This is a genomic window from Streptomyces sp. NPDC003011, from assembly GCF_053591515.1.
This window is the reverse complement of sequence record NZ_JBSFTY010000011.1, coordinates 26848-51085: the sequence shown is the minus strand read 5'-3', so window position 1 is coordinate 51085 and position 24238 is coordinate 26848. Positions and strand designations below refer to the sequence as shown.

Annotated in this window: 22 protein-coding genes and 2 pseudogenes; 14 read left to right on the top strand and 10 right to left on the bottom strand. The window is 72.3% G+C overall.

Annotation, left to right across the window (positions count from 1 at the left end):
- Positions 1–41: 41 nt before the first annotated feature.
- The 3 genes from ddaH to ACWD0J_RS08300 all read right to left on the bottom strand — a co-directional run bounded on the left by ddaH (position 42) and on the right by ACWD0J_RS08300 (position 2896).
- A complete protein-coding gene (gene ddaH, locus ACWD0J_RS08310) occupies positions 42–818 on the bottom strand; it encodes a dimethylargininase (protein WP_451494958.1) in 777 nt (258 codons plus the stop codon).
- A gap of 180 nt (positions 819–998) precedes the next feature.
- Positions 999–1940 carry a serine hydrolase gene (locus tag ACWD0J_RS08305; protein ID WP_451494957.1) on the bottom strand — a complete coding sequence of 314 codons (942 nt, stop codon included), beginning with the start codon at positions 1938–1940 and terminating at the stop codon, positions 999–1001.
- Positions 1937–2896: a LysR family transcriptional regulator gene (locus ACWD0J_RS08300; protein ID WP_451494956.1), complete on the bottom strand. Its 960-nt coding sequence runs from the start codon at positions 2894–2896 to the stop codon at positions 1937–1939. The genes ACWD0J_RS08305 and ACWD0J_RS08300 overlap by 4 nt, the downstream gene beginning before the upstream one ends.
- A 189-nt stretch (positions 2897–3085) precedes the next feature.
- On the opposite strand from ACWD0J_RS08300, the gene bla reads away from it, so the two are divergent.
- Positions 3086–4042 (top strand): class A beta-lactamase, encoded by a 957-nt coding sequence (bla, locus tag ACWD0J_RS08295; RefSeq protein WP_451494955.1) that lies wholly within the window; start codon positions 3086–3088, stop codon positions 4040–4042.
- Positions 4043–4377: 335 nt separating this feature from the next.
- Here the strand turns inward: bla and ACWD0J_RS08290 are convergent, their stop codons facing one another.
- Both ACWD0J_RS08290 and ACWD0J_RS08285 read right to left on the bottom strand, forming a co-directional pair.
- The gene (locus tag ACWD0J_RS08290) at positions 4378–6660 is read right to left on the bottom strand and encodes an ATP-binding cassette domain-containing protein (RefSeq protein WP_451494954.1); all 2283 of its coding nucleotides are present in this window, start codon (positions 6658–6660) and stop codon (positions 4378–4380) included.
- A 10-nt stretch (positions 6661–6670) separates the two neighbouring features.
- On the bottom strand, positions 6671–8296 hold the full coding sequence (locus ACWD0J_RS08285; RefSeq protein ID WP_451494953.1) for an ABC-F family ATP-binding cassette domain-containing protein: 1626 nt from the start codon (positions 8294–8296) through the stop codon (positions 6671–6673).
- 298 nt (positions 8297–8594) lie between these two features.
- On the opposite strand from ACWD0J_RS08285, the gene ACWD0J_RS08280 reads away from it, so the two are divergent.
- The 3 genes and pseudogenes from ACWD0J_RS08280 to ACWD0J_RS08270 form a co-directional block, all read left to right on the top strand.
- Positions 8595–9233 (top strand): GOLPH3/VPS74 family protein, encoded by a 639-nt coding sequence (locus ACWD0J_RS08280; protein WP_451494952.1) that lies wholly within the window; start codon positions 8595–8597, stop codon positions 9231–9233.
- 52 nt (positions 9234–9285) lie between these two features.
- Positions 9286–9558: pseudogene (locus ACWD0J_RS08275) on the top strand (isocitrate lyase/phosphoenolpyruvate mutase family protein); the annotation flags it as partial.
- A 28-nt stretch (positions 9559–9586) separates the two neighbouring features.
- A pseudogene (locus ACWD0J_RS08270) lies at positions 9587–9823 on the top strand (isocitrate lyase/phosphoenolpyruvate mutase family protein); the annotation flags it as partial.
- Positions 9824–10039: 216 nt separating this feature from the next.
- Here the strand turns inward: ACWD0J_RS08270 and ACWD0J_RS08265 are convergent.
- Positions 10040–10456, bottom strand: a complete 417-nt coding sequence (locus tag ACWD0J_RS08265; protein WP_451494951.1) for an SsgA family sporulation/cell division regulator — start codon at positions 10454–10456, stop codon at positions 10040–10042.
- A 260-nt stretch (positions 10457–10716) separates the two neighbouring features.
- Here ACWD0J_RS08265 and ACWD0J_RS08260 point away from each other — a divergent pair, with 260 nt between their 5' ends.
- The 4 genes from ACWD0J_RS08260 (at position 10717) to mmpA (ending at position 13212) form a co-directional block, all read left to right on the top strand.
- Positions 10717–11811, top strand: coding sequence for a WD40/YVTN/BNR-like repeat-containing protein (locus ACWD0J_RS08260; RefSeq protein ID WP_451494950.1), 1095 nt, complete (start codon positions 10717–10719; stop codon positions 11809–11811).
- Between the two features lie 69 nt (positions 11812–11880).
- The gene (locus ACWD0J_RS08255; RefSeq protein ID WP_451494949.1) at positions 11881–12210 is read left to right on the top strand and encodes a plasmid stabilization protein; all 330 of its coding nucleotides are present in this window, start codon (positions 11881–11883) and stop codon (positions 12208–12210) included.
- 48 nt (positions 12211–12258) lie between these two features.
- Positions 12259–12948, top strand: a complete 690-nt coding sequence (locus ACWD0J_RS08250) for an endonuclease V (protein ID WP_451494948.1) — start codon at positions 12259–12261, stop codon at positions 12946–12948.
- Between the two features lie 117 nt (positions 12949–13065).
- The gene (gene mmpA / locus ACWD0J_RS08245) at positions 13066–13212 is read left to right on the top strand and encodes a morphogenic membrane protein MmpA (protein WP_451494947.1); all 147 of its coding nucleotides are present in this window, start codon (positions 13066–13068) and stop codon (positions 13210–13212) included.
- 7 nt (positions 13213–13219) lie between these two features.
- Here mmpA and ACWD0J_RS08240 read toward each other — a convergent pair whose 3' ends face one another.
- Entirely contained in the window at positions 13220–14398 is a 1179-nt protein-coding gene (locus tag ACWD0J_RS08240; RefSeq protein ID WP_451494946.1) for a saccharopine dehydrogenase family protein, read from the bottom strand.
- A 93-nt stretch (positions 14399–14491) separates the two neighbouring features.
- Here ACWD0J_RS08240 and ACWD0J_RS08235 point away from each other — a divergent pair, with 93 nt between their 5' ends.
- The 6 genes from ACWD0J_RS08235 to ACWD0J_RS08210 all read left to right on the top strand — a co-directional run bounded on the left by ACWD0J_RS08235 (position 14492) and on the right by ACWD0J_RS08210 (position 21279).
- Entirely contained in the window at positions 14492–14872 is a 381-nt protein-coding gene (locus tag ACWD0J_RS08235) for an MmcQ/YjbR family DNA-binding protein (RefSeq protein ID WP_451494945.1), read from the top strand.
- 117 nt (positions 14873–14989) lie between these two features.
- Positions 14990–16147: a CaiB/BaiF CoA transferase family protein gene (locus tag ACWD0J_RS08230; RefSeq protein WP_451494944.1), complete on the top strand. Its 1158-nt coding sequence runs from the start codon at positions 14990–14992 to the stop codon at positions 16145–16147.
- Positions 16144–17286 (top strand): acyl-CoA dehydrogenase family protein, encoded by a 1143-nt coding sequence (locus tag ACWD0J_RS08225; protein ID WP_451494943.1) that lies wholly within the window; start codon positions 16144–16146, stop codon positions 17284–17286. The genes ACWD0J_RS08230 and ACWD0J_RS08225 overlap by 4 nt, the downstream gene beginning before the upstream one ends.
- Before the next feature lie 23 nt (positions 17287–17309).
- Positions 17310–18524 (top strand): acetyl-CoA C-acetyltransferase, encoded by a 1215-nt coding sequence (locus tag ACWD0J_RS08220; RefSeq protein WP_451494942.1) that lies wholly within the window; start codon positions 17310–17312, stop codon positions 18522–18524.
- A gap of 47 nt (positions 18525–18571) precedes the next feature.
- On the top strand, positions 18572–20764 hold the full coding sequence (locus ACWD0J_RS08215) for a 3-hydroxyacyl-CoA dehydrogenase NAD-binding domain-containing protein (RefSeq protein WP_451494941.1): 2193 nt from the start codon (positions 18572–18574) through the stop codon (positions 20762–20764).
- Positions 20765–20844: 80 nt separating this feature from the next.
- Positions 20845–21279 (top strand): hypothetical protein, encoded by a 435-nt coding sequence (locus tag ACWD0J_RS08210; RefSeq protein ID WP_451494940.1) that lies wholly within the window; start codon positions 20845–20847, stop codon positions 21277–21279.
- Between the two features lie 47 nt (positions 21280–21326).
- On the opposite strand, the gene ACWD0J_RS08205 is transcribed toward ACWD0J_RS08210, so the two are convergent.
- From ACWD0J_RS08205 to ACWD0J_RS08195, 3 genes are read right to left on the bottom strand one after another with little or no spacing between them, the layout of a single operon-like run.
- Entirely contained in the window at positions 21327–22256 is a 930-nt protein-coding gene (locus tag ACWD0J_RS08205) for an ADP-ribosylglycohydrolase family protein (protein ID WP_451494939.1), read from the bottom strand.
- Between the two features lie 56 nt (positions 22257–22312).
- Positions 22313–23206, bottom strand: a complete 894-nt coding sequence (locus ACWD0J_RS08200; RefSeq protein WP_451494938.1) for a helix-turn-helix transcriptional regulator — start codon at positions 23204–23206, stop codon at positions 22313–22315.
- 27 nt (positions 23207–23233) lie between these two features.
- The gene (locus ACWD0J_RS08195) at positions 23234–24040 is read right to left on the bottom strand and encodes an SDR family oxidoreductase (protein ID WP_451494937.1); all 807 of its coding nucleotides are present in this window, start codon (positions 24038–24040) and stop codon (positions 23234–23236) included.
- Positions 24041–24238 lie beyond the last annotated feature (198 nt).

Sequence of the window (24238 nt, the reverse complement as noted above, 5' to 3'; positions counted from 1 at the left end):
AACCGCAGGTTAAAGGCCGAAAGGCCACCGCGTGGACCAGGTCAGGCGTACAACTCCCGCATCCGCACCGAGAGGCATGTCACACAGCCCTCGAGCTTCTCGAACTCGCCGATGTCCACCAGGACCGGTTCGTGGCCGAGGTCGGCGAGCAGGTCCGCGGTCTTCGGCGCGCTCGACGCCATCAGCAGCCTGTCGCCGCCGAGCAGCACCACGTGCGCCCCGGACTCCTCCGGCACCGACAGGAACCGCGGGAACAGCGACGGCCTGTCCACCTTCGGGATGTGCCCGATGACCGTCCCGTCCGGCAGCGCCGTGACCGCCGACTTCAGATGCAGCACCTTGCTCACGGGCACGGCGACGACGCGCGCCCCGAGCGGCTCGAAGGCGGCCCGCAGCTGCTGCACGCCGGCCGCGTTGGTGCGTCCGCCCCGGCCGACGTAGATCGTGTCGCCGGTCTTCAGCACGTCGCCGCCGTCCAGGGTGCCCGGCTCCCAGACCCAGTTCACCGAGCAGCCCAGGCGGGCCACGGCCTCCTCGACGCCCATGGTCTCCTGGCGCCGGGACTCGGCGCCGGGCCGGGTGATCAGCGCGACGTTCTTGTACATGACGACGGTGTCCTCGACGAACACCGAGTCCGGGCAGTCGTCGGCCGCCTCCACCTCGATGGTCTCCCAGCCGTGCGTGCGCAGGGCCTCGACGTACGCCTTCCACTGTTCGAGCGCGAGGCCGACGTCGACCGTGTCCCGGTCGATGTGCGTCACCAGACCTTCGGCGAGGCGCGGACCGGGGCGGCGGACGAGGGCCTTCTTGCTGGGCACGAGCGTGACTCCGTATCGGGTGGGACGTGTCGGGACCGGGCCGGCGGTGCTCCGGGATCACCGGAATCCGTCGGGCGTCAGCGGACCATCATGCAGCGCCCTGCCGGCGGACGACACCCCCGGGGCCGCCGGCGCGGGTGGCGAAGCCGTGCCGGCGCCGCGCGTGGACGGGCGTCCCGGTCAGGCGGACCCGGACCGGAGATGATCGCGCAGGCGGCGGGCGACCTGGCCCATGAGGGCCTCGGCGTCGGGCTGGCTGCCCGCGGCCACCTGCGACTCGGTCAGGGCGGCGACGGCGTAGGTCCGGCCGTCGGCGTGCTCGACGACGCCGACCTCGTGGCGCAGGTTGAGCAGGGTGCCGGTCTTCGACGACCAGGTGGAGGCGTCGGAGGTGAAGTCCGGGGCGAGGCGGTGGCGCAGCAGGTTGTCGGCCAGGAGACCGCGCAGGCGTGCGGCGATGTCCGGGTGGATCGCCGGGGTCTGCGCGCCCGGGGTGCGCGGCCGGGGCCGCCAGAGCGCCTGGAGGAGGTCGACGAACGCGCGTGCCGTACCCGTGTTGGCGCGCGAGGTGTCCAGCTGCGGCAACCGGTGGCCGCGCCCCGGGGTGCCGGACTCGATCGCGAGGGCGTGGGCGAGGTGCACCTCCGCCGGGTCGAAGCGCTCCACCGGGGTCTCGGTCAGCTCGTGCATGGTGTGCCGTACGGAGATCCCCCGCAGTCCGAAGGCGTGCACGGTCGCCGCGACCTGGTCGGGCGGGGTGAGCGCGAAGAGGGCGTCGGCGGCGACGCTGTCGCTGATGCAGACGCTGAGGTAGAGCAGGTCGTCCACGGCGATCCGGGCGCTGTGGCGGAACCGGCTCAGGCCGGTCGGACCCGGGGTGGTGACCCGCCCGGGTGTCACCTCGACCGTCGCGGCGCCGTCGAGTTCACCGCGCCGGATGCGTTCCAGCGTCGCCAGCGCGAGCGGGACCTTGGTGAGGGAGGCGACGGGGAACTCTATGTCGGGTTCGATGCCGATCTCCTCGCCGGTGTCCAGGTCGCGGACCAGGAACGAGCCGCCCAGTCCGCCCTCGCGCAAGGTCCGGCGCAGCTGCCCGAGCAGTCTCTCGGTGTTCGTGTTCACAGGGACTCCTCCGTGGACTGCACTGGCCGTAGGGACTGCGTAGGCTGCGTGGGCTCCGCGGGCCGTGCGGGCTGTGTGGCGCCCAGGCACCGGGCGACGGCGTCCGCGCACGTGCGGCCCGTGCGGGTGGCGTCGGCGTCCGCCTCGTCGGCCACGGCCAGGGCGTACCCCCGTGCGAAACCGGGGCCGAGCTCGCCGACGGGCCGCCAGTGCAGGCTCAGTTCGCGGGCCTGCGCCGGCGAGCACAGCAGGGTGTCGCCCCGGCTCAGCACGTCCGCCGCGGCGGTGGCCACGGTCCGCGCCACGGCCAGCTGCGCCGGGCGCAGCCCGACGGCGTCGCGCAGGCGGACCAGACGGTCCCGGACGTGCGGCACGTCGTCCTCCGGCTGGAGCCACACGCGGCGCGGCCTCCGCTCGCGCCCGGCCCGGCCGGGCCGCAGGACGTCCAGGTAGACCGCCGAGCCGCCCGGGTCGTCCGCGAGCGCCAGTCCCAGGGGTACCGTCCAGGCCGCCTCGCGGGGCGGTACCGCCAGCAGGGCCGCGCGCACCTGCCGGGACGTCAGCAGGTCGGCGCGCTCCGCGGGACCGGCGGGGCGCGGGTCGAGGAGGATCCCGTGGTCGTGCGCCGCCGCGATGAGGTGGGCGAGGGCACCGGTGGGGCAGATGGCGGGGACGGCGACGCGCAGCGGTCTGTGCCGTGCGGTCTCCGCCTCGTGGTCGAGCCGGTCGGCCAGCCGTACCAGCTGCTGGGCCAGCGGCAGCATGTCCCGGCCGAACGCTGTCAGGGTCACCGCACGCGGGGACCGCTCCAGCAGCCGTTCGCCCAGGCGCTGTTCCAGCGCGGCGACGCGACGGCTCACGACCGACTGGGCCGTCCGGGCCGCCGCCGCGCCCACCGTGAAACTGCCGTGCTCGCTCACGCTGACGAACGCACGGCAGGCCGCTACAAGATCCACGGACCCACTATGCCAAAACAGCATGGGAGCGCGTCCAAGTGTCTTGGACAGCGGTGCCCTTCGGCCCCGAGGGTGGTCTCCGTGCCGGGTGCTTCCCGGGCACGGCGTTCCATCACGACACGACGATCCACAAGTCGCTCGACGAGTACTCCCTCGACGAGCCCTTCGACGGTCCTGGAGGTCCATCCCATGACGTACCCGCATCGCAAGCGCCGCGGCGCCGCCTGGGCGGCCGGCTTACTCGCCCTCGCCGCGCTCCCGGCATGCGGCCAGGAGACCGGGGCCGCGTCCGGCTCCGCCGCCGACTCCCCGCGCTCCGCGTCCTCCGCGTCCTCCGCGGCGGCCCCGGGAGCCACCGCGGGCGCGTTCCGGCAGCTGGAGCGCGAGTTCGACGCGCGGCTCGGTGTCTACGCCCTGGACACCGGCACCGGCCGGACGGTCGCCTACCAGGCGGACGAACGGTTCGCGTACGCCTCGACGTTCAAGGCGCTCGCGGTGGGCGCGGTGCTCCACAAGCGCGGACCGGAGGGCATCGACAAGGTGGTCACCTACTCGCGCGAGGACGTGGTCGCCAACTCGCCCGTGACGGAGAACTTCGTCGGGACCGGGATGAGTCTGCGCGAGCTGTGCGCCGCCACCCTCTGGTACAGCGACAACACGGCGGCCAACCTGCTCTTCGACGAACTCGGCGGCCCCGACGGCCTGGAGAAGGTCCTGGAACGACTCGGCGACGACGTCACCGAGATGGACCGGTACGAGCCGGAGCTCAGCGACGGCACGCCGGGCGACGTCCGTGACACGAGCACGCCCCGCGCGCTGGCCGGGAGCCTGCGGGCGTTCCTGCTCGGCAAGGCCCTGGACCGGGACGAGCGCGCGCTCCTCAGGACGTGGATGAAGACGAACACCACCGGCGAGACGCTCATCATGGCCGGCCTCCCGGACGACTGGACCGTGGCCGACAAGAGCGGCACCGCCGGCTACGGGGGACGCAACGACATCGCCGTGGTGTGGCCGGACGACGGGGCCGACCCGATCGTGCTGGCGGTCCTGTCCAGCCGGGACGAGCAGGGCGCCGCACACCGCGACGCGCTGATCGCCGAGGCGGCCACCGTGGCGGTGAACGGCCTGGGACACCGGGAAGCGTAGCCTGCCGCCGGTTCCGGGGCTCCGGTTCCGGGGCTCCGGTTCCCGGGCTCCGGCTTCCGGCCTCCGGGTCCCGGTTTCCGGTCCCCGGCCTCCGGGTCCCGGCCTCGGGTTCCAGGCCTCCGGGTCCCGGCCTCGGGTTCCAGGCCCCCGGCCTCGGGTCCCCGGCCCCCGGCCTCGGGTCCCCGCCCTCCGCCCTCCGACCCTCGGGCCCCGGCCCGTCGGAACGGCCGGGACGGTCGCACCCGTCCCGGCCGGCCGGGGCAGCACGCCCCGCCTCACCGTCCCGTCGTCGCGCCTCGCCGTCGGGTCTCGCCGCCCCGTCTCACCGTCTCCCCTCACCGCCCCCTGACGACCTTCGTCGTTTCCGCCGTCACCCGCCGCAGGTGTTCGCCGGTGAACGAGCCCTCCGCGGCGAGGAGTTGGCGGGGCGTGCCCTCGAAGACGATCCGGCCGCCGTCGCGGCCCGCGCCCGGGCCGAGGTCGATGACCCAGTCGGCGTGCGCCACGACGTCCAGGTCGTGCTCGACGACCACGACCGTGTTGCCCGTGTCGACCAGCCGGTCCAGCAGCGTCAGCAGCCCGTCGACGTCGGACATGTGCAGTCCGGTCGTCGGTTCGTCCAGGACGTACACCGTCCCCGTCCGGTGCAGCCGCGTCGCCAGCTTGATGCGCTGCCGCTCGCCGCCGGAGAGCGTGGACAGCGGCTGCCCCAGGGTGAGGTAGGCGAGGCCGACGTCGGACAGCGCGCGCAGCCGGCGCCGTACGCCCGGGTCGTCGAAGAAGCCGAGCGCCTGACCGGCCGTCATCTCCAGGACGTCCGCGACGGACCGGCCGCCGACGGTCAGCCGCAGCACCTCGTCCTTGAAGCGCCGGCCCTCGCAGTCGTGGCAGGTCGTCGTCACCGGGTCCATGAACGCCAGGTCGGTGAAGATGATCCCGCGCCCCTCGCAGGTCCCGCACGCGCCGGTGGAGTTGAAGCTGAACAACCCGGGCTCGGCCCCCGTCTCCCGGGCGAAGATCCTCCGGACCGTGTCCATGACGCCGACGTAGGTGGCCGGAGTGGACCGCCCGGAGATGCCGATCGACGACTGGTCGACGACCACGGCGTCGGGGTGCGCGGCGGTCAACTCCGCGACCAGTGTGCTCTTCCCGGACCCGGCGACCCCGGTCACCACGGTGAGCACCCCGGTCGGGAACCGCACGGTCACGTCCCGCAGGTTGTGCCGGTCGGCGCCCTTCACCGCCAGCTCGCCGGTGGCCCGCCGCACCTCGTCCTTGACCGGCGTACGGCGGCGCAGGCACCGCCCGGTCGGGGTGTCCGCCCGGGCCAGCGCGGCCGGTGTCCCCTCGAACACCACCCGTCCGCCGTCGGCGCCGGCGCCCGGCCCCATGTCGACGACGTGGTCGGCCAGCGCGATGACGTCCGGGTCGTGCTCGACGACCAGCACGGTGTTCCCCTTGTCGCGCAGCCGCAGCAGCAGGTCGCCGAGCCGTCCGACGTCCCGCGGGTGCAGACCCACGCTGGGTTCGTCGAAGATGTACGTCATTCCGGTCAGGCTGGAGCCGAGATGGCGCACGGTCTTCAGCCGCTGCCCCTCGCCGCCGGAGAGCGTGGCGGTCTCCCGGTCGAGGCTGAGGTAGCCGAGGCCGATCGCGTCGATCCGTTCGAGGGCGGTGACCGCGGCCCCGGCGATGGGCGCGGCGACCGGGTCGTCGATCTCCTTCAGCACGCCGATCAGGTCGCTGACCTGCATCCGGGTGCAGTCGGCGATGGTGCGGCCGTTGATCCGGGTGGCGAGCGCCGCCCGGTTGAGCCGCGCGCCGGCGCAGGCCGGGCAGGTGCCCTCGGCCAGGTACTCCCGTACGAGATCGCGGGTCCTCTGGCTCATGGCGGACAGGTCGCGCTTCAGGTAGAGCCGCTCGAACCGGTCGGCGAGACCCTCGTACTCGGTGGTCCAGGTGCCGCCGCTGCCGTGGACGGTGACCTTGCTGCCGGGGCGGCCGCGCATCAGGAACTCCCGCTCGGCGGCGGTGAACGCGCCGACCGGTTTGTGCGGGTCCAGGTCGTCGGAGTTCGTGTACGCCTGCCCCTGCCAGGTCCCCGCCGCGAACGGCGGGAAGCGCACCGCCCCGTCCGCCAGCGACCGCTGCGGGTCCAGGATGCGGTCCCAGTCGGGCCGTACCGCCCGCCCGAGCCCGTCGCAGCCGGGGCACATGCCCGCCGGGTCGTTGAACGAGTACGCCGTCGCCGGTCCGGCGCTCGGGGTGCCGTGCCGGGAGAACAGCACCCGGATCACCGAGTAGACGTCGGTCATCGTGCCGACCGTGGACCGGGAGTGGCCCCCGATCTGCCTCTGGTCGACCACGATGGCGGGGGTGAGGTCCTCCAGCGTGTCGGCGTGCGGCCGCTCGTACCTGGGCAGTCGGTTGCGCACGAACCAGGTGAACGTCTCGTTGAGCTGGCGCTGCGACTCGACCGCGATCGTGTCGAAGACGACGGACGACTTCCCCGACCCCGAAACGCCGGTGAACACGGTCAGCCGGCCCTTCGGGATGCGGAGTGTGACGTCCTTGAGGTTGTTCTGCCGGGCTCCGGTGAGGGTGATGACATCGGTCATGCGCCCGACGCTAGAAGGAATACCCGACAGCTTCTGGCGTGATTTCCCTCAGTTCTCCGTTCTCCAGCAGCAGCCACCGGGTGATGCCGGCCGACTCCAGGAACGGCAGGTCGTGACTGGCCACGATCAGCGCCCCCTCGTAGGACTCCAGGGCGGTCGTCAGCTGCCGCACGCTCGCCATGTCCAGGTTGTTCGTGGGCTCGTCCAGCATCAGCAGCTGCGGCGCGGGCTCCGCCAGCATCAGTGCGGCGAGCGTCGCCCGGAAGCGTTCGCCGCCGGACAGGGTGGCCGCCTTCTGGTCGGCGCGGGCGCCCCGGAACAGGAAGCGGGCGAGCCGGGCCCGGATCCGGTTGTTGGTGGCGTCCGGCGCGAACCGGGCCACGTTCTCGGCGACGGTCCGCTCGCCGTCGAGCACGTCCAGCCGCTGCGGCAGGAAGCGGAGCGGGACATGCGTCCGCGCCTCGCCGGACAGCGGCTCCAGCTCCCCGGCCAGTGTCCGCAGCAGCGTCGTCTTGCCCGCGCCGTTGCGCCCGATCAGCGCCATCCGCTCCGGACCGCGCAGCTCGAAGCCTCCCTCCGCCCGTGCGCCGTAGGGCAGGCGCAGGTCCTGGAGGGTGAGGACGGTACGGCCCGGGGGTACGGCCGTGTACGGCAGGTCGACGCGGATCTCGTCGTCGTCCCGTACGGCCTCCGCCGCCTCGTCGAGCCGTTCCTTCGCCTCGGCGAGCTTCTCCTCGTGCAGGATGCGGTGCTTGCCCGCGGACTCCTGTGCCGCGCGCTTGCGGGCCCCCATGACGACCTTCGGTTCGCGTTTCTGGTCCCACATCTTCTGCCCGTACCGCTTGCGGCGGGCCAACTTGAGGTGGGCGTCGGCCAGTTCGCGCTTCTGCTTCTTCAGATCGGCCTCGGCGACGCGCACCATCCGTTCGGCGGCCTCCTGTTCGGTGGCGAGCGCCTCCTCGTACGCGGAGTAGTTGCCGCCGTACCAGGTGATCCCGCCGGCGCGCAGATCGGCGATCTGGTCGACCAGGTCGAGCAGGTCACGGTCGTGGCTGACCACGACCATGACCCCCGGCCAGGCCGCGACGGCCGCGTACAGCCGCCCGCGCGCGTACAGGTCGAGGTTGTTGGTGGGCTCGTCGAGCAGCAGCACGTCCGGTCGGCGCAGCAGCAGCGCGGCCAGCCGCAGGAGCACCGACTCGCCGCCCGACACCTCGCCGACCGTGCGGTCCAGCTCGATGTGGCCGAGCCCGAGTTCTCCGAGGGTGGCGAGGGCCCGTTCCTCCACGTCCCAGTCGTCGCCGACCGTCTCGAAGTGCTCGTCGGCCACGTCACCGGCCTCGATCGCGTGCAGCGCGCTCCGCCGGGCGGCGATGCCGAGCGCCTCGTCGACCCGCAGGGAGGTGTCGAGGGTGACGTTCTGCGGGAGATGGCCGACCTCGCCCGCCACGCGCACGGTTCCGTCGGACGGGTTCAGTTCACCGGCGATCAGCTTCAGCAGGGTCGACTTTCCCGACCCGTTGACGCCGACGAGACCGGTGCGGCCCGGACCGAAGGCGACGTCGAGACCCTCGAGGACGGGGGTGCCGTCGGGCCAGGTGAAGGAGAGGGACGTACAGGTGATGGACGCAGACATACGGAAGCCTCCGCGGTTGCTCGATGCGGGTACGGGCAGACGCGTATCGAGACACCGGCGACCAGGGAGGAGGGGTCCGGGGCAGGGGAGGAGCCCTGTTCCACGAAGGACGGCTCGAACGCCGAGGTCGCACGCGGCGGCACACACCCCAGGTGTGTGACGCGGTGTCTCACAACCTCAGACGAGCAACGTCCTTCTCCTATCGACGGCAACAGAACCGCCAACACCGTATGAGCGGCTCTCGACGGCTGTCAACGCATTAACGTCGGCCCCGATCCCACCCTCCGAAGGAGACCCCGTGCCCCACGGCTCGCTCTCGCTCCCGGCCCGCCTGTGCCTGCTGGCCTGGGACAGCACGGAGACGGAGACCGGCGGTGCCGGCCGGTTGCCCCCTCTGGTCCGGGCCGGCGCCCTCGTCGAACTGGCGCAGCGCGGCCTGCTCATCGACGACGACGGCATCGCCACGCCCGCCGACCTGGACTCCGGCACGGGGGACGCGGTCCTCGACGGACTCCTGGAACTGATCCGGGAGTCCCGGCCGCACCGGTGGCGGACCTGGGTGACCCTGCGGGCGCGGATCACGCTGGACGCCGTACGGGAGCAGCTGGCCGCCGACGGCCATCTGCGGGCCGAGAAGCGACGGGTCCTCGGGGTGTTCCCGACCGTGGAGTACGCCCTGGACCGTAACGCCGTGGTGGCGGCGCTGTGCGATCAGGCGCGGGAGGCGGTGCGGGGACCGCTCCCGGTCCCGGAGCTGTCCGAGCGGGACGCGGCCCTCGCCGCGCTCGCGGAAGCCGCCGGTCTGCTGCCCGGCGCCGAGCGCGTACCGGGGCGTCTCGACGAGCTCACCGAGCGCGGCGGGGCGGCGGCCGCCGTGCTGCGCACGGTCGTCCGGGAGGTGCGCACGACGAGGGTGGCGCTGTCCGCCGCCGGCTGAACCGGCCTCCCTGCCGGAGTCCTGCCGGACCGCGCGGGCGACGGCTGCTTGAGTGATCCCCGTGGCGCAGCGGAACACCGGCCACGGCCGCGCGCTCGCCTTCCGCGCCCTGCACGTCCGGGGCCGCCCCCTCGTCCCGCCGGGCGTCCGGGACACCGCCGGTGCCGGCGTCGTCGAGCACGGAGCACGCCGGTGCCGCGGCGGTGGCGACCACGAGCACGGGCCTGGCCTGGGCCCTGGGCGCGGCGACGGCGACACCCTGGACCGCGACCGGGCTTTGACGGCCGTGGCGGGCATCGCCGCCGCGGTGGACGAGCCGGTCAGCGCCGACATCGAGAGCGGCGACGCGCGGGATGCGGCGGGGGTGGCCGGCACGATCCGGGCGCGACCCCTTGCCGCCGGCGGCCGAGCGGGCGGAACGCGTCGCCGCCGCCCGCGAGGCCGCCGACGCGCACGGCGGGCCGCTGTTCGTCACCGCCCGGATCGACACGTTCCTGCGGGGCGCCGGGGGAGTGGACCGCCCTCTGGAGAGGACCGACGTCCTCCTGGCCGCGGGCGCCGACGGGATCTTCGTCCCCGGGGCCGTCGAGCCCGGGGTGGTGAAGGCGCTCGTCGACGGGATCGACGGGCCGCTGAACGTGCTGGCCGGTTACGAGCGCCGCCCGCGGGGACCTACGAGCCGCCGACGGACGGGCTCGGCCACGGGAGCTCAACGCGCTGCTGGGTGTGAGCCCGGCCGGTCCGAGGGTGCCGGTCCGAGGGCGCCGGTCCGCCCGGCAGACGCTCGGCGGGCGGACGCGCAGGGCTCAGCAGGCGTCCCGCATCAGCTCCGCCAGGTCGTGGTCCAGGTCCAGCTGCAGGTGCTCCAGACCGACCGGCACCAGCTCGCTGGTCGCCTCCAGGAAGCGCCGCAGCTCACCCGAGCGGACGTGCACGACGGCGGTGCCCTCGGGGGCGTGGAACTCCAGGACGGTGCGGTCGTACCCGTACGGCCGCACCCGTACGTCCCCGTGGCCCTCGGGCTCCTGGAGACCGGCCGACAGCAGCTCGCGGCTGAAGGTCCAGCAGACCTCCACGCCCTCCAGGGTGGCCGGGGCCGGGAAGGTCATGCGGACGGCGAACGGGTCGCGCCGGTCGTAGTGCAGGGTGGCGGGAATGCTCGGCATCCGCGGCGCGGCGGCGACGAGACGGGCCTCTACGGGCTGCTCGATGACGATGGACAACGCCTTGCTCCCTTGCGACGGCTGGACGGACTTCCGGGGATGAGGCCGGGCACTGGAAGAGACGTCGGAATCAGTCGATCCGTGCACACGAATATCGAGTGACCTCTGTCACCGCGTTCATTCACGGGAGTGACCGAGCTCTTCTCGTGGGACGTGAAGGACACTTGGGGCGAGTGGAGCAAACCCGCACACGGCGGACGCGGCCCTCTGGACGGCACCCGGACGCTGGGCTAGCTTCGCCCGCCATGAGGCGCTTGGGGATGACGCGACGCACGAGGAGGAGCCGTCCGGCCCGGACGGTGGCCGTGGGGGCGGTCTGCGTGGCGGCGCTCGCCGCCCTGACCGCCGCACCCGCGCAGGCACACCAGGCGCCGGGCCGGACCCCGCACTGGGAGCTCAAGGACACCGCGAGTCCCGGGGTCCGCCTCCGGGGCCTGTCGGCGGTCGGCCGGAACACCGCCTGGGTCGCCGGAACGCAGGGCACCGTGCTGCGCACCACCGACGGCGGGACGAGCTGGCGCGACGTCTCGCCGCCGGGCGCCGCCGCGCTCCAGTTCCGGGACATTGAGGCGTTCGACGCGCGGCGCGCCGTGGTGCTGGCCATCGGCGAGGGCGAGGCGTCCCGCGTGTACCGCACCGACGACGGCGGTGAGACCTGGACCGAGTCCTTCCGCAACACCGACCCGGAGGCCTTCTACGACTGCCTCACCTTCTTCGACCGCCGTCACGGCCTCGCGATGAGCGACCCGGTGGACGGGAAGTTCCGCATCCTGTCGACCGGCGACGGCGGCCGTACCTGGACGGTGCTGCCCAGCGCCGGGATGCCGGCCGCGCAGCCGGGCGAGGCGGGCTTCGCGGCGAGCGGTCAGTGCCTGGTCTCCTCCGGCCCCCGGGACGTGTGGCTGGCGACCGGCGGGGCCGCCCGCGCGCGGGTGCTGCACTCCGCCGACCGCGGGCTGACCTGGACGGCCTCCGACGTGCCGATCCCCGCCGGAGACCCGGCCCGTGGCGTCTTCGCGCTCGCCTTCCGCGACCGTACGCACGGCCTCGCGGTCGGCGGTGACCACCGCCCGGACCAGGCCTCTCCGCGCCCGGCCGCCCGCACCGCCGACGGGGGCCGCGCCTGGCGGCCCGCCGCCGAGCCGCCGCCGGCCTACCGCTCCGGTGTGGCCTGGCTCCCGCACCGCCGCACGGCCGCCCTCGCGGTCGGGCCGGCCGGCACGGACCTCACCACGGACGGCGGCCGCACCTGGCGGACCGTGGACACGGGCTCCTACGACACCGTGGACTGCACCCCCGACCTGAGCTGCTGGGCGGCCGGTGAGCAGGGGCGGGTGGCCCGCCTGGAAAGCTGACCGCGACCGGCAGGCCGCGTCCGCCGGAATCCGGGTACCCGTTCACCCACGTGAGAGGAGTGAGCGGACATGCCCAGTGGTTCCAGCCCCAAGCGGGAACGCCAGTACGAGCACATCAAGAAGAGTGCGCAGGACCGCGGTGAGAGCGCCGGACGCGCCGAGGAGATCGCCGCGCGGACGGTGAACAAGGAGCGCGCCCGGTCCGGCGAGGCGAAGACCGCCAGCCGCACCTCGACCCGGGACATGTCGTCCGGCAAGCGGGGCGGCCAGCGGTCGGGCAAGGGCTCTCAGGGCCCCACGTACGACCAGCTCTACGAGGAGGCCAAGAAGCGGGGCATCCAGGGCCGTTCGGACATGAACAAGAGTCAGCTCCAGCGCGCGCTGGGCGACAAGGGCTGACCCCGGCGCCGAGGCCGCCCGCGCGCGGACCGTACGCTCGTCACCACCATGACGACCGTACGCATTCCAGCGGGCTGGCCCGCGACCGAGGACGAGGCCCGCGCGGTCCAGGACGAGCTGCGGGCACGGGTGATCCTCGACGAGCCGGGCCCACCGCCCGGCACCGGCCACGTGACCGGCGTCGACGTGGCCTACGACGACGAGCGTGACCTCGTCGTGGCCGCGGCCGTCGTGCTGGACGCGGCACGGCTCACGGTCGTCGCGCGGGCCACGGCCGTCGGCCGGGTCTCCTTCCCCTACGTGCCGGGCCTGCTCGCCTTCCGGGAGATCCCGACGGTGCTGGCCGCCCTCGACCGGCTGCCGTGCCCGCCCGGCCTGGTCGTCTGCGACGGCTACGGCCTCGCCCACCCGCGCCGCTTCGGCCTCGCCAGCCACCTCGGCGTCCTCACCGGCCTGCCCACCATCGGCGTCGCCAAGAACCCCTTCACCTTCACGTACGACGATCCCGGCACCCCGCGCGGCAGTACGTCCCCCCTGCTCGCCGGTACCGAGGAGGTCGGCCGCGCGTTGCGCACCCGCGACGGTGTCAAACCGGTGTTCGTCTCCGTCGGCCACCGGGCCGGCCTCGCGGGCGCCTGCGCCCACACACTCGCGCTGACCCCCCGGTACCGCCTGCCGGAGACGACCCGCGCGGCCGACGCGCTGTGCCGCAGCGCGCTGAAGGACGCGACCGCCTGACGGGGAGGCGACCGCCTGACGGGACGGCGACCGCCTGACGGGACGGCCGGCCTGAGTATCCCTTCTGAGTACCTGTACGGATGCGCGGGCGCGGGCCCGCTCGGCAGGCTGTGCCGCATGACGACACACCGCGCGCCCAAGCCCCTCGCCGACCCCGACCGGCCTGTCGAGCGTGCAGTGACGGCCGCGCTGATCCTCGCCGTGCTGGCGGGGCTCGGCTGGATCGGCGGCATGATCTACACCGTCGTCCAGTGGCCTCTGTAGAGCCGGGTCAGCGGGTCGCGACGACCCGGAACGTGATCCCCGCCCGGCGCAGCCGCCCGGTCAGCGCGTCGCCCATCGCGACCGCCGTGGTGACCTGGCCGGCGCTCGGCGGCAGGTCGTCGAAGGCCAGGGACAGCGCCGACTCCGCGAAGATCTTCGACGTCTCGCCGTATCCCGGATCACCGCCCGCCACCTCCGTGTACACGCGCCGGCCGCCGCCCTCGCCGACGAAGCGGACCTTGAACCAGCTCTTCGCCCGCTGGTCGGGACCGGGCCCGTCCCCCGGCCTGACGCGGTGGGACAGCCAGCGCCGCGCGGGCGGCAACTGCGCCGCCGCGACCAGCGCGCCCACCGCCGCGACCCCGCCCAGCGCCACCGGCAGACGCCGTACCGCCGCGTACTCGCGGTAGCGGAAGTCGGGCCCGTAGCGTTCCAGCGCCCGCGCGGAGCGCCGCACGACCTGCGCGTCGATCGTCGGCAGGGGAAGCGCCCAGGCACCGACCTCCGGCGCGTACCGCGGCACCGCGGTCGCAGCGCAGGCCCGCCGGCCGATCAGCCGGGGCTCGTGCCGGGCCCGGTCCCGCGCGGCGGCGATCATCTGCCGCCCGCGCGCGACCTGGTTGAGCGCCGAGGCGAACGTGCCGCCCGAGAAGGCCGCGTCCGCCGTCACGAACCCGTCCACCCTGAGCGGCACCCCCTCGGGCAGCTGCCGGACCGTGAAGTACACGCCCAGGTCGTGCGGTACCGAGTCGAAACCGCACGCGTGCACCAGCCGCGCGCCCGTCTCCCGCGCGCGGGCGTCATGACGGACGTACATCAGGTCCACGAACTCCGGCTCGCCGGTGAGGTCCAGACAGTCCGTGCCGGTGTCCGCGCACGCGGCGACCAGTTCCTCGCCGTACGTCACATAGGGGCCCACCGTCGTGGCCACCACGCGCGCCTGCTCGGCGAGCGCGCGCAGCGAGGCCGGGTCGGCCACGTCCGCCCGCACCACCCCGGGCCGCGTGCCGCCGGGCAGCCGCTCGCGCAGGTCCCGCAGCTTGCCCTCGTTGCGCCCGGCGATCGCCCAGCGCAGCCCCTCCGGGGCGTGCGCGGCGAGGTACTCCGCGGTGAGCGCCCCCACGAAGCCGGTGGCTCCGAAGAGCACGATGTCGTACGGACGATCCGCCCTGTTCGGCCTGTTCATGACACCCCTTGGTCCCGCGTCGCACGCGCCGTTGTCGGTGGCCGAGGCTAGCGTGAGAAGTGCGGTGGCCGACGACGAGGCCGGAGGTGGCAGGTGGCCGTGCCGAAGAAAGCCCTGAGGACGTGGGAGAAGGTGCGCGCGTTCGCGCTCGGGATGCCCGGTGCCACGGAGGAGTTCCCCTGGGGCGAGACCGTCGCCAAGGTCGACAAGAAGGTGTTCGTCTTCCTCGGCGTCGACGACGGCAGTCATCCGCTGGGCGTCACGGTGAAGCTCAGGGACGAGGCCGCCCACGCCCACGCGCTGACCTGCCCCGGCGCCGAACCCGCCGGATACGGCCTCGGCAGATCCGGCTGGGTGAGCATCCCGCTGGAGGGGCAGGGCGCCCCCGCCGCCGGGCTGCTGTGCGACTGGGTGGAGGAGAGCTACCGCACGATCGCCACGAAGCGGCGGACGGCGGAGCTGGACGCGCGCTGAGCGGACGGCGGGCCGGGCAGCCCACTGAGCGCTTGCTCGCCCAGGTCTTGTGCCGGGCTGACGGCGTTCTTAGCATCACTGGTGTTACATCATGTGTGTCAGATCTCTGGGGGCTGGATGGCAACGACGCCAGGGCAGGGCCCGCTCACCGGCGTGCGCGTGGTCGAGCTGGCCGGTATCGGGCCCGGCCCGTTCGCCGGCATGCTCCTCGCCGACCTCGGCGCCGACGTGGTCCGCGTGGACCGGCCCGGAGGCCAGGGGCTCGCGATCGATCCGGCCTATGACGTCACCAACCGCAACAAGCGCTCGGTGATCGTCGACCTGAAGGCGGCCGACGGCCCCGCCCGCGTCCTCGACCTCGCCGAGCACGCCGACATCCTCGTCGAGGGCTACCGGCCGCAGGTCGCCGAACGTCTCGGCGTCGGCCCCGAGGCCTGTCACGCCCGCAACCCGCGACTCGTCTACGGCCGGATGACCGGCTGGGGCCAGCAGGGCCCCCTCGCCCCGCGCGCGGGCCACGACATCGCCTACATCGCCCTCACCGGCACCCTCGGCATGATCGGCGCCCCGGACCAGCCCCCGGCCGTCCCCGCCAACCTGCTCGGGGACTACGCGGGCGGCTCCCTCTACCTCGTCGTCGGCGTCCTCGCCGCCCTCCACCACGCGCGCGCGAGCGGCACCGGCCAGGTGGTGGACGCCGCCATCGTCGACGGCACCGCGCACCTGTCCGCGATGATCCACGGGATGCTCGCCGCCGGCGGCTGGCAGGACCGGCGAGGAGCCAACCTCCTCGACGGCGGCTGCCCCTACTACGGCACCTACGAGACCGCCGACGGCCGCCACATGGCGGTCGGCGCCCTGGAGCCCCGGTTCTACGACACGTTCCTGGACCTGCTCGGCCTCACGGGCCTCGCCACGGCCCGCACGGACCGGACCCGCTGGAGCGAACTGCGCGAGGCGGTCGCGGCCCGCTTCAGGTCCCGTACGCGGGACGAGTGGACGGAGGTCTTCGAGGGCACCGACGCCTGCGTGGCCCCCGTCCTGTCGCTGCGCGAGGCCCCGCACCACCCGCACCTCGCCGCGCGCGGCACCTTCACCGACCACGGCGGCATCACCCAGCCCGCACCCGCGCCCCGCTTCTCGGCGACCCCGACAGCGGTCCGCACCGGCCCCGCCCGGCCCGGCGCCGACACGGCGGACGTGGCGCGCGACTGGCACGTACCCGGCCTCCTGAAAGGCCACGATGAAGGGCCACGCATGAAGGACCGACCATGAAGCGGCGCATCTTCTCCCCCGAGCACGACGCGTTCCGCGAGAGCGTGCGCGGCTTCCTGGCCCGCGAGGTGCTGCCGTACTACGACCAGTGGGAGAAGGACGGCATCGTCTCCCGACAGGCCTGGCGGGCGGCCGGCAAGCAGGGCCTGCTGGGACTCGCCGTGGACGAGGAGTACGGGGGCGGCGGCACCGCCGACTTCCGCCACAGCATGGTCCTCGCCGAGGAGTTCACCCGCGCGGGCACTCCGGGGCTCGCCCTCGGCCTGCACAACGACATCATCGGCCCGTACCTGACCGGCCTCGCCACCGAGGAGCAGAAGCGGCGCTGGCTGCCCGGCTTCTGCGACGGCACCCTGATCACCGCCATCGCCATGACCGAGCCCGGCGCCGGATCCGACCTCCAGGGCATCAGGACGCACGCGGCGGACCGCGGCGACCACTGGCTGCTCAACGGCTCCAAGACGTTCATCTCCAACGGGATCCTCGCCGACCTCGTGATCGTCGTGGCGAGGACGAGACCGCAGGGCGGCGCGCACGGCCTGTCCCTGCTCGTCGTCGAGCGCGGCATGGCGGGCTTCGAGCGGGGCCGCAACCTCGACAAGATCGGCCAGAAGGCCCAGGACACGGCCGAGTTGTTCTTCCAGGACGTGCGCGTGCCCAAGGAGAACCTGCTCGGCGAGCTCGACGGCGCCTTCGCCCACCTGATGACCCATCTCGCGCAGGAACGCCTGAGCATCGCCGTCGCCGCGATCGCCGCCGCCGAGCACCTGCTGGAGATCACCACGCGGTACGTCAAGGAGCGTGAGGCCTTCGGGCGGCCCCTGGCGAGCAAGCAGCACATCCGCTTCGAGGTGGCCGAGATGGCCACCGAGTGCGCCGTCACCCGAGCCTTCCTCGACCGTTGCGCAGAGGACCACGTGAACGGCGGACTCGACGCCGTGCACGCCTCCATGGCCAAGTGGTGGGCGACCGAGCTGCAGAAGCGGGTCGCCGACCGCTGCCTCCAACTGCACGGCGGCTACGGCTACATGACAGAGCATCCGATCGCCCGGGCCTTCACCGACGGCCGCATCCAGACCATCTACGGCGGGACCACCGAGATCATGAAGGAGATCATCGGCCGTTCCCTGCTGGGCTGACCCTCACCCGAAAGGCCTGACCTGTGAGCACCGAAGCGTACGTGTACGACGCGATCCGCACCCCGCGCGGCCGCGGCAAGGCGGACGGCGCCCTGCACGGCACGAAGCCCATCGACCTGGTCGTCGGGCTCATCCACGAGATCCGCGACCGCTTCCCGGGCCTGGACCCGGCCGCCGTCGACGACATCGTCCTCGGCGTCGTCGGCCCGGTCGGCGACCAGGGCTCCGACATCGCCCGGATCGCCGCCATCGCCGCCGGACTGCCGGACACGGTCGCGGGCGTCCAGGAGAACCGCTTCTGTGCCTCGGGCCTGGAGGCCGTCAACATGGCCGCCGCCAAGGTCCGTTCGGGCTGGGAGGACCTGGTCCTCGCGGGCGGCGTCGAGTCCATGTCCCGGGTGCCGATGGCGTCGGACGGCGGCGCCTGGTTCAACGACCCGATGACCAACCTGGCCACCAACTTCGTGCCGCAGGGCATCGGCGCCGACCTCATCGCGACCATCGAGGGCTTCTCCCGGCGGGACGTCGACGAGTACGCGGCGCTCTCGCAGGAGCGGGCGGCCACCGCCTGGAAGGAGGGCCGCTTCGACCGCTCCGTCGTCCCGGTCAGGGACCGCAGCGGACTCGTCGTCCTCGACCACGACGAGCACCCCCGCCCGGGGACGACCGCCGACTCGCTCGCCCGGCTCAAGCCGTCCTTCGCGGACATCGGCGACCTGGGCGGCTTCGACGCCGTGGCGCTGCAGAAGTACCACTGGGTGGAGAAGATCGACCACGTCCACCACGCGGGCAACTCCTCCGGCATCGTGGACGGCGCCTCGCTGGTCGCCATCGGCTCCGAGGAGATCGGCGAGCGCTACGGGCTCACCCCCCGCGCGCGGATCGTCTCCGCCGCCGTCTCCGGCTCCGAGCCCACCATCATGCTCACCGGTCCCGCGCCGGCCACCCGCAAGGCGCTGGCCCGGGCCGGGCTGACGATCGACGACATCGACCTGGTCGAGATCAACGAGGCCTTCGCGGCGGTCGTCCTGCGCTTCGTCAAGGACATGGGCCTGTCCCTCGACAAGGTCAACGTCAACGGCGGCGCCATCGCTCTCGGCCACCCGCTCGGCGCGACCGGCGCGATGATCCTCGGTTCCCTGGTCGACGAACTGGAGCGCCAGGACAAGCGGTACGGCCTGGCCACGCTCTGCGTCGGCGGCGGCATGGGCATCGCCACGATCGTCGAGCGCGTCTGAATCCCCGGCGGAATCCGGACCCAAGAGACTTCTACGGAGACCCTGTCATGACACAGAGCACCACCATCCGCTGGGAACAGGACCGCACCGGCGTCGTCACCCTTGTCCTCGACGACCCGGACCAGTCAGCCAACACCATGAACCAGGCGTTCCGCGACTCCCTCGCGGTGATCACCGACCGCCTGGAGGCCGAGAAGGACACCGTCCGCGGCGTCATCATCACGTCAGCGAAGAAGACCTTCTTCGCCGGCGGCGACCTGCGCGACCTGATCCGGGTCACGCCCGAGACCGCCCAGGAACTGTTCGACGGCGGCATGGCGATCAAACGGAACCTGCGCCGCATCGAGACCCTAGGCAAGCCGGTCGTCGCCGCCATGAACGGCGCGGCCCTCGGCGGCGGGTACGAGATCGCCCTGGCCTGCCACCACCGCATCGCCCTGGACGCGCCGGGCTCGAAGATCGGCTGCCCCGAGGTCACCCTCGGCCTGCTCCCCGGAGGCGGCGGCGTCGTCCGCACGGTCCGCCTGCTCGGCATCGCCGACGCGCTGCTGAAGGTCCTCCTCCAGGGCACCCAGTACAGCCCCCGGCGCGCCCTGGAGAACGGCCTGGTCGACGACGTGGCCGCCACCCAGGACGAGCTGCTCGAAAAGGCCCGCGCCTTCATCGAGGCCCACCCCGAGTCGCGGCAGCCCTGGGACAGGCCGGGTCACCGCATCCCCGGCGGCACCCCCGCCCACCCCAAGTTCGCGGCGAACCTGCCCGCCTTCCCGGCCACCCTGCGCAAGCAGACGAACGGCGCCCCCTACCCGGCCCCGCGGAACATCCTCGCCGCCGCCGTCGAGGGCGCCCAGGTCGACTTCGAGACCGCGCAGGTCATCGAGGCCCGCTACTTCGTCGAACTGGCGGCGGGCCAGACGGCGAAGAACATGATCCAGGCGTTCTTCTTCGACCTCCAGGCCGTCAACTCCGGCGCCAACCGCCCCAAGGGCGTCGAGCCCCGCAAGGTCCGCAAGGTCGGTGTCCTCGGCGCCGGGATGATGGGCGCGGGCATCGCCTACGCGTGCGCCCGCGCGGGCATCGACGTCGTCCTGAAGGACGTGTCCCTGGAGGCGGCCGTCAAGGGCCGGGGCTACTCCGAGAAGCTGTGCGCCAAGGCCGTCTCCCGCGGCCGTACCACCCAGGAGAAGGCGGACGCGCTGCTGGGACGCATCACGCCGACGGCCGACCCTGCCGGCCTCGCGGGCTGTGACGCCGTCATCGAGGCCGTCTTCGAGGACACCTCGCTCAAGCACAAGGTGTTCCAGGAGATCCAGCACGTCGTCGAGCCGGACGCGCTGCTGTGCTCCAACACCTCCACCCTGCCCATCACCGCGCTGGCCGACGGCGTGGAACGCCAGGCCGACTTCATCGGACTGCACTTCTTCTCGCCGGTCGACAGGATGCCGCTCGTCGAGATCATCAAGGGCCGGCGCACCGGCGACGAGGCACTCGCCCGCGCCTTCGACCTGGTCCGGCAGATCAACAAGACGCCGATCGTCGTCAACGACTCGCGCGGCTTCTTCACCTCACGCGTGATCGGGCACTTCCTCAACGAGGGGGTCGCGATGGTCGGTGAGGGCATCGAGCCCGCGTCGGTCGAGCAGGCGGCGGCCCAGGCCGGTTACCCGGCCAAGGTGCTGTCCCTGATGGACGAGCTGACGCTGACGCTCCCGCGCAGGATCCGCCAGGAGACGAGGCGGGCGGTCGAGGAGGCGGGCGGCACCTGGACGCCCCACCCCGCCGAGGCCGTCATCGACCGCATGGTCGACGAATTCGGCCGCACCGGCCGCAGCGGCGGCGCGGGCTTCTACGCGTACGGGGAGGACGGCGGGCGGACCGGACTGTGGCCGGGCCTGCGCGAGCACTTCACGCGCGAAGGAGCCGAGATCCCCTTCCGGGACATGCAGGAACGCATGCTGTTCGCCGAGGCGCTCGACACCGTCAGGCTCCTCGAAGAGGGCGTGCTGACGTCCGTCGCGGACGCCAACATCGGATCGATCCTCGGCATCGGCTTCCCGGGCTGGACCGGCGGGGTCCTCCAGTACATCAACGGTTACGACGGCGGCGGGGCCGGTACCGGCCTGCCCGGCTTCGTGGCACGCGCGCGTGAACTCGCCGAACGCTACGGGGAGCGGTTCACGCCACCGGCGCTGCTGGTGGAGAAGGCGGAGAAGGGGGAGACCTTCGGCGACGACCGCTGACCGCGCGGGTGCGGGCACCCGCCCGCACCCGTCCGTCCCGCACCGGGGGCGTTCCGACGGCCGGCTTCGATCCGGACCTGATGGGATCGCTACCGGACGTGAGTGTCCCTGATGCCTCGGGGCACAACTGGCAAGACGTACTGGATCTCGTCGTGGAGAAGGGCTGGAAGTGCCGATACTCCGAAGGAGAGAGGGTGCTTCCCCTGCCCCGGGCGGCGGCTGCACCGTCTCGGGCAGCGGATACTGAGTCCCCGAGCCTGCGTGTCTGGCTGAGAGCTGATGTGCTGGCGATCTTCCGTTTCTCCTCGGACGAGGAGATCGATTTCGACATTGATCTGCGCGAGGTGCAGGGGCAGGAGCGACTTGAACTGTTCTGCGGCTTCTTGCGGGAGATCGGGCGGCGGTTGGGCAAGCCGGTGCTGATGCATCCGGAGGGTGCCCATGGTCATCCGGTGCTCGGATTCGATGTCGAAGCAGATCGAGTCGTCCTTCTTGCGGAGCCACTGGTCAGGTGACTGCGGCTGAGGCCGGAGTTCGTGGAGAGTGCGGAGCAGCACCCGGTTCAGCCTCCGAGGCGGTGTGCAAGGTGGAGCAGATCTGCCAGGTGCAGCACCCGTCCGTCGAAGCCTGGGAGGGGGACATGGAGCGGCTGGGTCCAGCGCGCGGGGATTGCGTCCAGCCCGTAGTACGCCCCCGCGAGGCCTCCGGTCACCGCGGCGACGGTGTCCGTGTCACCGCCGAGGTCGATCGCCGCGCGTATCGCGTCTTCGAAGCTGGTGGTGGTGCGCAAGGCCCAGACGGCTGAGCCCAGGCAGGGCCAGACGGCACCGTTGAACTCGGTCGCCTGATCGGGGTGCCAGTCGGGCGCGAGGACGGTGGCGTAGCGGCCGCGGTGGTCGGGGTGGACAAGGGCCAAAATGTCCGGGAGCGCACCGAGGGGGTCGGTGTCCTCGAACGTGAGGCGGATGAGTTCGTGGAAGATCGCGGTGCCTTCCCAGGCCGCGCGGTCGCCGTGGGTGAGGGCAGCGATGCGGTGGGCCGCGTCCATGGTGGCTTCCTGGCCGGCGGGTGCGAAGTGAACCGCGGAGGTGGATGCCCGCATCAAAGAGCCGTTTCCCGCTGCTCGTTGATTGACCTGGAAATGGATCGCGGCGGCGAGGTCCCAGGGCATGCCGTTGGTCAGGACGTCCTCGGTCTGCAAGCCGATGTCCTTCGGCTCTGATGCCGCCCACCGCTGGAAGCGGGCGAAGATGTCCGGCAGATCCAGCCCGCCCCGCTCCAGCAGCGACTCCGCGACCAGGACGGCCATCTGCGTGTCGTCAGTGGCCTCGCCGGGGTCCCAGCCACCGCCTCCGCACATCTCGCCACCGGCACCAGGCGCGGGAAACCGCGCGGAGAACGTTCCCTCGGGGCCAAACTCGAAGGGGGCGCCCAGGGCGTCGCCCACCGCTGAGCCGACGACCGCGCCGGCCGCTCGCTGAATCCGCTGCATTCGCGATTGTCGCCCCACGTCATGGTCCGCTGACTAGTACGGCTGAAGGGGTCGGACTATCCGTTGTGTGCTTCGATCTCGGTCGCGAGCGTCTGTTGGGTGGCCGCCCACGACGCCAGGAGCGCCAAATTGTCTGCGGTCGGCGTGCCCGCGGGTGCGGTGTAGACGATGAGGTGCAAGCCGGGTTCGGCGGGCAGTTCCAAGGACTCGACGTCCAAGTCGAGTTGGCCCACGATCGGATGGCGCACCCGCTTGCGGCCGGACCGGTGCAGCCGCACGTCCTGAGATGCCCACCGCTGCCGAAACAGCTCACTGCGCGTTGACAGTTCGCCGACCAGGGCGATCAGCTCCTCGTCGTGCGGATTGCGGCCGGCTTCCATGCGTAGCTTCGCGGCCACGTCACCGGCAATTCGGTCGTAGTCGACAAAGAAATCTCTGGCCGTCTCGGGGTTCAGATAGACGAACCGTGATGTGTTCGCGGGCCGTCGCGGGTCGGCCAGCACCGGGGAATACAGCGCACGACCGAGTTGATTCATGGCGAGCACGTCATAACGGGCGTTACCGATCCAGGCCGGCGCATCGGAGATCGCGTCGAGCACCTGCTGCAACGTCGAGCGCACCGTCACGGCAGGCCTGCGCCGGCGTGGGCCGCTGGGCGCCCCGGATTGACGCGCGAGGTGGAACAGGTGGTCACGCTCGGCCTCGTCGAGTTGCAAGGCAGAGGCCAACGCCTCGAGCACGCCATCGGAAGCACCGGCGAGGCTGCCGCGCTCCATGCGCACGTAGTAGTCGACCGATACCCCCGCCAGTAGCGCTACCTCCTCGCGGCGCAGACCTTTGACCCGACGGTTGCCGCCGTAAGCGGGCAGGCCCGCCTGCTCGGGTGTGATGCGGGCGCGACGCGAGCTGAGAAACTCCCGTATCTCGGTGCGTAGATCCATCGTGGCCATCCCCTCACCGTAAGCCCGTCCCGCAATCTAAGGGGTACCCGATGCGGTCGTCGCGGTGCCGCCGTCTACCGGGATGATGGTGCCCGTGAGGTAGGACCCAGCCCGGCTGGCGAGAAACACGGCGATACCCGCCATGTCGTCGTCGCGGCCGAGCCGGCGCAGAGGTGTCGCCGCGGCGATCGTGTCGCCGATGGCATCGAGCGTGGACGCCATCATCTGCGACGGGAACACTCCCGGTGCTACCGCGTTCACCGTGACGTGCTGTGGGCCCAGCTCTCTGGCAAGCACTCTGGTGAGTTGATGGAGTGCCGCTTTGCTGCTGGCGTACGAGTAGTTGGGCGCCTGGGCGACGTGGATGGCGGCGATACTGCCGATGTTGATGATCCGCGCGGGATCATCGGCGGTGCCCGCCTTGCGAAGTGCGGGGAGCAGCGCCTGCACCAGCCAGAACGGCGACTTGAGGTTGAGGTCGATCACTGCGTCCCAGGCCTCGTCCGGGAACGTCTCCAGCGGCTCGCGCCACATGGCTCCCGCGTTGTTGACGAGGATGTCCAGGCGTTCCGAGTCAGCCTGGACAAGGTCAGCGAGGCGCTGACACTCGTCGTGCCTGGACAGGTCGGCGGGGATTGCTCGAACGTCGCCGAATTCGGACAGCAGACGCTGTGCCTCCGCGCACCTGTCTGCCTTGCGTGAGCTGATGACGACGCGGGCGCCCGCCTGGAGAAGGCCGCGCGCTATCATCATCCCGATTCCCCTGGTGCCGCCAGTGACAAGAGCGTACTTCCCACGCAGATCGAAAAGTCCTGTGTGAGTGGTGCATTGGTTGTCCGCCATTGGTCTCCGTCCCTTCTGTCGTGGAAAAGTGCGCCGACACGGTCGCGAATTCGGGGCAGCTGATGAACTGACGGGGGTAAAGCTGCAGTGCGTGTCCATGGAGCGTTGTCGGCGCTTTCGACTCAACCAGGTTGACAGGCGTTCTGAACGTCTGGGAGACCCTGGTGATACAGGTACCGTGAGAGCCCCCTTGCCTGG